Genomic DNA, 5433 nt, shown 5'->3' with positions numbered 1-5433 from the left:
CCTGCCACCCAGCGCGCTGTGATTATGGTGATGGTCTTTCTCGTCGCCCTGCTTTTGGAACGGGAACATGATCCCATCAATACCCTGGCCGTGGCAGCACTTGTGATCCTGATCGCAAGTCCGACAGCGCTTTTTGACATTTCCTTTCAGCTCTCTTTTGTCGCCGTTTTTTCTATCCTCTATACGCTAAGAAACCTTCCCTTTGTCTTACGGCTAAGGAACGGCCCGCTTAGCGTATTAAAAAGGCTGCTTCTCTTTTTGCTGGTTTCTGCAGCAGCCATTCTGGGAACCCTGCCCATAACACTTTATTATTTCAACCAGACATCTCTCATCGGGCTTTTTTCCAATTGCCTCATGGTCCCCTTGATCGGATTTCTCGTTGTGCCACTGGGCCTGCTTGCAGTTTTGTTCTTGCCGTTTACTCCAATGGGAGCCCTCTGGATCATGAAAGCGGCAATCGTCATCATGCAAGGCGGAATGGGCTTGGCCGTCCTTTTTTCAAGAATCCCTTTTGCTTCCGTTAAGACCGTAACCCCCACCTTGATTGAGATCGGGCTCTACTACGCCCTGGCATGGACACTTTTCAACTTCAGGAAAACCCGCCTGGCAAGGGGCGCCCTCATCGCTGTTGCGCTCATCGCTTTGGCGGATACGGCTTATTGGGCCTGGCAACGGTCTGGAAACGATCAATTGAGGATTACCTTCATAGATGTCGGGCAGGGGAGCGCGGCCCTTTTGGAACTGCCCAGGGGGGCGTGCATGCTCGTAGACGGCGGAGGATTTTATGATAATCGTTTTGACGTGGGGGCGAGGATCGTGGCGCCCTTCTTGTGGCGAAAGAAGATTGCCACTGTGGAGACCATTGTGCTTTCACATCCAAACGCGGACCACTTGAACGGACTCCTGTTTATCGCCAGACACTTCAATGTGCGCGAAGTGTGGATGAACCAAGAGTTTGTGCCTATCGAGCAGTACCGAGACTTTCTGGATATCATCTCGGAAGAAGATATCCGCATGATCGGATTAAAAGAATTGTCGGCAAAGAAGTCAATGAACGGGATTGGCTTCCGGGTCCTTTATCCTCCTACAGACTTTCTGGAACGGAAAACCAAAGACCCCTGGCGGACTTTAAACAACAACTCTCTTGTCTTAAAGGTCTCATTTGACGGAGTCTCGTTTCTTCTCACCGGAGACATTGAAACGGAGGCGGAAAAGGAGATCACAGGCCTTCGAGGAAAGGCGCTTAAGAGCACTGTATTGTTGGTTCCTCACCACGGAAGTAAAACCTCAAGCTCGCCAGGCTTTCTGGAATCAGTGGATCCCGCCATAGCTGTCATATCAGCAGGCTGGAAGAACAGGTTCGGATTTCCCCTCCAGAGTGTTCTCAAGCGTTATGAAGGCAGGGGTTGTAAGGTGTTTCGCACTGATCTCGACGGCGCAATCACCATCACCACAGACGGAACCGACGTGAAGGTAAGGCCTTTCTTGTGCGACTGAAAAAAATGGTAGCTTCTCAAAAAGTCGGCGCTGTGTGCTTGCCTGCGCCTGCACGAGGAGCGCTCGTAACTTCACGACCTGTGAGGCGCGCCGTTCGATGCATATGCTTTCCGATTGACCGTCAATATATATGTTGACAATATGGAGCTAATTGTCAATATATAAGTTGACGATGCCGGTGCCATCGTCAATATATAAGTTGACATAACGGAGTTGAAGAAATGAAGAGGAAGCTTGTCAGGCAGCAACTGGATACGACACTGGGCAAATTCCGGTCATTGTTGGATATCTCGACCCCGCCCAAGGGATGGATTCGAGCCATTCGAGATGCGCTCGGGATGAGCGGGAGGCAACTCGCTAACCGTGTAGGAGTTACAAAACAACGGACAGCCCTCATAGAGAAGCAGGAGCTGGCTGGGACTGCTACGCTCAAGACCTTACGGAGAATTGCCGAATCGCTGGATTGTGTCCTTGTCTATGGCTTTGTACCGCGCAACAGCCTTGAAGAGACTATTCGCAATCGCGCACTGCGCGTCGCTCGGACTCGACTTGCTCGGGCCTCACAAACAATGACTCTCGAGGACCAAGCCCTGAGCAAGCAAGAGAACAGAAAGATCCTCTCCGACATGGTAGACAAACTCGTTGACGAGCTTCCTTCGAACCTCTGGGATGAATCATGACGACTTTCAAGTATCCGGAAGGGGCCACTCCGATCGATCCGAATGAAACCGAGGGGCTGTTGCTAACACACATAACGACACGCGAGGAACTTGACCGATGGGAGCAAGACAACATCCTTGAGGCCTTTGCCTGGTTGGACAAGACAAAGCCGACTGATATACTCAACGAACAATTTATAAGGGAACTGCACAAGCGGATGTTCCGCAACGTGTGGAAATGGGCGGGAAAGTTCAGAAAGATGGACAAGAATATCGGTGGACCATGGCATCAAATCTCGATGGGTCTTAAAAATCTGTGTGATGATGCCCTTTTGTGGATCCAACTCCGTGATGAATCGCCTGAGGAGATAGCAGTCCGCTTTCACCACCGACTCGTATCAATTCATCCGTTCCCCAACGGCAACGGACGCCACGCACGTATTATGGCGGATATTCTGCTTGAGAACGTCCTGCACAGCCTACGTTTCTCGTGGGGTGATCGAGATTTATCAAATGCCAGTGAGGTAAGGAGTAGATACATAGAGGCTCTTCATGAGGCCGACAAGGGGAACTATCAACCTCTTCTTCAGTTTGCTAGATCGTAGACAGACATCGAATCGGGTAGCTGGGGGTTTCTTTCCTAAAGCCCCCGCGCCGCACACTGTGTTGCCTTCCCTACCGTCCAACGAGGTCGGCACCCCGGAAGAGTGATTTCGGAGCTCAATGGCTGGCCTGCGCTTCCCCCTGTCAACGCTTCACGTGCGGCCTCACGGCTGCCCGCGCATGACTCGGGGCCATGATGGTTCAGCTATTCCTTTCATGTAGGGTTCTTGACTTCGGCTGAGCTCCCTTCGGTCTGAGCTACATTCGGCCTGAGCTACATTCGGCCTGAGCTCATGTCGAAGGCAGGGTCGAAGACAGTCGAAGCCTCATCCCCTACTCTATGCCGGTTTATCCCGGCGCTTTCTGGACGTCCCCTAACCAAGTGCTTGTGCGACTGAAAAAATGGTAGCTTCTCAAAAAGTCAGCGCTGTTTGCTTGCCACGGTATCCTCAAACCCACCCTGTACAATCCCCAAAAATATTTGATAAGTCCACCCCAACGCGGCTTAGTTCGACGATCTTGAATCGCAAATTTCATCGTTTTTGGTGTGATCCACGCAGGATTTTGCCGACTTCGCCAGCCTACTCCGCCGAAGTGGCAACGGCTACGAAGGCCGGGAAGTAGCCTTTGGCTACGAGCTCTCCGCCCGCCTGCGGGCCGAAGCCTATGGCGGAGAGCCCGAAGGCTTCGGCCCGCAGGCGGAGGGCTGAAAGCGTTTTATGCACCATACGATGAATCCGGCACTCAATTAAATCAGTATGTTGCCAAAGGCAAAACGGGTTTTATACACCAAAACCGGTGCATTTGTCATTTGGCTATAAGGTCTTTTTTGTCCGTCAATTATTAGTAGGGCCATAATAATGGAGGTGCATGATGCAAAATGAATTTACAGCTGTCATTGAGAAAGATGGCGATTGGTACATTGCTTATTGTCCAGAGATTCCCGGTGCAAACGGTCAAGGCAGAACCATCGAAGAATGCAAAAAAAGTCTCGCATCTGCCATTTCTCTAATTCTGGAGGATCGCCGTGAAGATGGTTTGCGAGGCGTTCCTCATGATGCAATTCGAGATATGGTGGCTGTTGGATGAAACGACATGCTCTGCTTAAACATCTTCGCAGATATGGCTGCTACCGCAAACGCGAAGGAAGTGAACATAGCCTGTGGACAAATCCGGCCAATGGCAAAACGGGTTTTATACACCAAAACCGGTGCATTTGTCATTTGGCTATAGGGTCTTTTTTGTCCGTGAATTATTAATTCGGGGCTCACCTGTGCAGTTTGAACAACCATATTATTATATGTATGTTTATATTGCTTTTATCCCTCCCCTTTGATATTACTAAATTGTGAAAAAGGTAAAATTTGAGTGGGATGCAAAAAAAGACAGGCAAAACCAGGATAACCATTCGATCTCATTTGAATTTGCCCAATATGCCTTTACCGATCCTGACCGCATTATTGCCGAGGATTTAAATCACAGCCAAAAGGAAAAGCGATATTACTGTTTCGGTAAAGTCGGAGATGGCATTATAACAGTTCGTTTCACATATCGTGGTAGCGTTATACGCATTATCGGTGCAGGATACTGGCGAAAAGGGAGGAAAATATATGAAAGCCAAAATTAAATACACTGATGAACCATTGGGAAAATTACGTATAGTTGATGATTTTCTGCCTCCTCCTGAAGATTTGCTATTTAAAGAGGAGAACGTAAAAGTCACTATCACTCTCAGCAAAGACAGTGTTGATTTTTTCAAAAATGAAGCAAAAAAGCATAATACACAATATCAAAAAATGATCCGCAGGCTTTTAGATCTATATGCTGCACATCATAAGCAACCGCCCCGAACCAATCAGCTCACCTGACGGGAAAAGCCTGGCCATTTTTTGCAGTTACACTTTTTGCGCAAAACTCTCAATCTGCCGGCTTTATTATAGCTTTTCCAGCAGGTGACTTCACCGCTCGCTGGGAAAGATAAATGAAAGGAAAGCGAAAAAGAATATCGCCGCGTTTATCCGTAACTTTTGCAAAGAAATATCAGAGTTAGTCCCCCTTATCGTCCCACCGAAACCTGTCCCTGGAAAGCCACTCAATGAAGGGGTAGACGGTAAAAGCCCGTAGTTTGGTATGTTACTGGTGCCACCGGGAGTTGGGAATGACAACCGTGGAGCTGGCCAAAAAACTCAAGTTATCCGAGCCCACGGTAAGCGAATTGGCCATGCGAGGTCAAGAAATAGTCGCAGAGGAGGGGTTAAGTCTATTGGAGAAAATGAAGCTCCCCGCAGCTTGCTGTGGGGTATCAAAGCGGAATTTCGCCGTAGTTCGCCTTGCCTTCGCGCAGCGCAGGCGCTTGCGCCGCATGTCATCCCTGCAGCAAGCTGGACGGTATTCCGGTGAAGGCGAATAAACCTATAATCCAATGGACGTCACCTAAGGGCCACCAAAAAACCGGTCCCCATGACCTTTCAATCTCCTCTTAATTCCAGGTGTGTAAAAACGTTACAGTCAATCAGCCCAAAAACCAGCCGGATTGTAACCCTTTGTTACAGTAAGCCCCTCCATTTTGGCCAACTGGGACCGATTAGCCCTGGATATTCGATAAAGCAAACGTCTCAGGCCAACCAAGTTAGGTCGGCGGCGGCTAGTCCGCCTGCGAGCCCAAAATATTTTT

The 5433-nt window shown here is 49.3% G+C and carries 7 protein-coding genes; all 7 read left to right on the top strand.

The window, feature by feature from the left end:
- The coding region (locus tag JW883_15345; GenBank protein ID MBN1843640.1) for a DNA internalization-related competence protein ComEC/Rec2 at nucleotides 1-1497 on the top strand (1497 nt) is incomplete at its 5' end.
- A gap of 221 nt (nucleotides 1498-1718) precedes the next feature.
- Nucleotides 1719-2177 carry a mobile mystery protein A gene (locus JW883_15340; GenBank protein MBN1843639.1) on the top strand — a complete coding sequence of 153 codons (459 nt, stop codon included), beginning with the start codon at nucleotides 1719-1721 and terminating at the stop codon, nucleotides 2175-2177.
- Nucleotides 2174-2761 carry a mobile mystery protein B gene (locus JW883_15335; GenBank protein MBN1843638.1) on the top strand — a complete coding sequence of 196 codons (588 nt, stop codon included), beginning with the start codon at nucleotides 2174-2176 and terminating at the stop codon, nucleotides 2759-2761. Before JW883_15340 ends, JW883_15335 begins: the two co-directional genes overlap by 4 nt.
- Nucleotides 2762-3632: 871 nt before the next feature.
- On the top strand, nucleotides 3633-3848 hold the full coding sequence (locus JW883_15330) for a type II toxin-antitoxin system HicB family antitoxin (GenBank protein ID MBN1843637.1): 216 nt from the start codon (nucleotides 3633-3635) through the stop codon (nucleotides 3846-3848).
- A gap of 259 nt (nucleotides 3849-4107) precedes the next feature.
- Nucleotides 4108-4386: a BrnT family toxin gene (locus JW883_15325; protein MBN1843636.1), complete on the top strand. Its 279-nt coding sequence runs from the start codon at nucleotides 4108-4110 to the stop codon at nucleotides 4384-4386.
- Nucleotides 4370-4627, top strand: coding sequence for a BrnA antitoxin family protein (locus JW883_15320; protein MBN1843635.1), 258 nt, complete (start codon nucleotides 4370-4372; stop codon nucleotides 4625-4627). Before JW883_15325 ends, JW883_15320 begins: the two co-directional genes overlap by 17 nt.
- Nucleotides 4628-4917: 290 nt before the next feature.
- Entirely contained in the window at nucleotides 4918-5169 is a 252-nt protein-coding gene (locus JW883_15315; GenBank protein MBN1843634.1) for a hypothetical protein, read from the top strand.
- Nucleotides 5170-5433 lie beyond the last annotated feature (264 nt).

This window comes from Deltaproteobacteria bacterium (genome assembly GCA_016930875.1).
Classification (GTDB): Bacteria; Desulfobacterota; Desulfobacteria; order Desulfobacterales.
Note: the sequence above shows the minus strand (reverse complement) of the source record. Positions and strands in the feature narration are given on the sequence as shown.

Excerpts from the sequence above, each read along its gene's own strand:
- JW883_15315 (MBN1843634.1), top strand. The coding sequence starts at position 4,918 with ATGACAACCGTGGAGCTGGCCAAAAAACTCAAGTTATCCGAGCCCACG.
- JW883_15330 (MBN1843637.1), top strand. The coding sequence starts at position 3,633 with ATGCAAAATGAATTTACAGCTGTCATTGAGAAAGATGGCGATTGGTAC.
- JW883_15340 (MBN1843639.1), top strand. The coding sequence starts at position 1,719 with ATGAAGAGGAAGCTTGTCAGGCAGCAACTGGATACGACACTGGGCAAA.
- JW883_15335 (MBN1843638.1), top strand. The coding sequence starts at position 2,174 with ATGACGACTTTCAAGTATCCGGAAGGGGCCACTCCGATCGATCCGAAT.
- JW883_15320 (MBN1843635.1), top strand. The coding sequence starts at position 4,370 with ATGAAAGCCAAAATTAAATACACTGATGAACCATTGGGAAAATTACGT.